This window comes from Treponema sp. R6D11 (genome assembly GCF_054786075.1).
In genome coordinates, this window is record NZ_BDHD01000451.1 from 1 (window position 1) to 1004 (window position 1004).

A 1004-nucleotide genomic window follows, 5' to 3' on the forward strand; every position below is an offset into this window, starting at 1 on the left:
GAGAAGGCGACCGCCATCGCCCACGGTGCGACGGGCAAGGGGAACGATCAGGTAAAGTTTGATAAACCCCTTCGCATCGGCGTGGTTGAACAATTCCCCCGTAGTAAAACTTGCGAGACTGGTGTTGTAGAGCGAGTAGGGTGACGTAACTCCCGCTGCGCTAATCGAACCTTTGTAAAGTTTAAGCCGCACTTTTCCGCTGACCGTCTGCTGGGTGCTGTCAACAAAAGAGGAAATCGCTTCGCGTAACGGAGTGAACCAGAGGCCGCCGTAGATAAGCTCGCCCATTTTAAGGGCGGCCTGCTGTTTGAAAGAGTAAGTCTGCCTGTCAAGACAGAGGTGTTCAAGCTCGCCGTGGGCGTAGTAGAGGATTGAACCGCCCGGCGTTTCGTACACCCCTCGGCTCTTCATGCCGACAACCCTGTTCTCAACAAGGTCTACAATGCCGATACCGTTAGCGCCGCCGATTTTGTTAAGCTGGTTGATAAGGGCGACCCCTTCCATTTTCTTTCCGTTAAGAGAAATGGGAACGCCCTTTTCAAATTCAATTTCCACGTATTCGGGCTTGTTAGGCGCTTTTTCAGGCGGAACCGTAATGGAGAGCATTTTTTTGTACATCGGCTCGTTCTCCGGGTCTTCAAGCTCCAACCCCTCGTGGGAAATATGCCAAAGGTTGTCGTCCATGCTGTAGGAATTTTTTTTCTTCATGGGGGCGGGGATTTTTCTTCTGGCAAGATACCTCATCTCATCTTCCCGGCTTTTAAGCTTCCAAGTCCGCCACGGGGCGATAATTTCAATGTCGGGTGCGAGCGCCATGATGCCAAGATCAAACCTTACCTGATCGTTCCCCTTGCCCGTCGCACCGTGGGCGATGGCGGTCGCCTTCTCCTTTCGCGCGTATTCGACAAGCACCTTGGCGATTAACGGCCTGGCGGTGGAAGTGCCGAGCAGGTACTTGTCCTCGTAAACCGCCCCCGCTTTAAGCGCCGGCCAGATGTATTCTT

Annotated in this window: 1 protein-coding gene and 1 pseudogene; one reads left to right on the forward strand and one right to left on the reverse strand. The window is 53.3% G+C overall.

Features of this window, described 5'->3' with window-relative positions:
• Positions 1-15 precede the first annotated feature (15 nt).
• Entirely contained in the window at positions 16-144 is a 129-nt protein-coding gene (locus tag ACYVTD_RS13885; RefSeq protein ID WP_461248318.1) for a hypothetical protein, read from the forward strand.
• On the opposite strand, the pseudogene ACYVTD_RS13890 reads toward ACYVTD_RS13885, so the two are convergent.
• Positions 109-996, reverse strand: a pseudogene (locus tag ACYVTD_RS13890) (argininosuccinate synthase); the annotation flags it as partial. The gene ACYVTD_RS13885 and the pseudogene ACYVTD_RS13890 sit on opposite strands and share 36 nt — an antisense overlap.
• Positions 997-1004 lie beyond the last annotated feature (8 nt).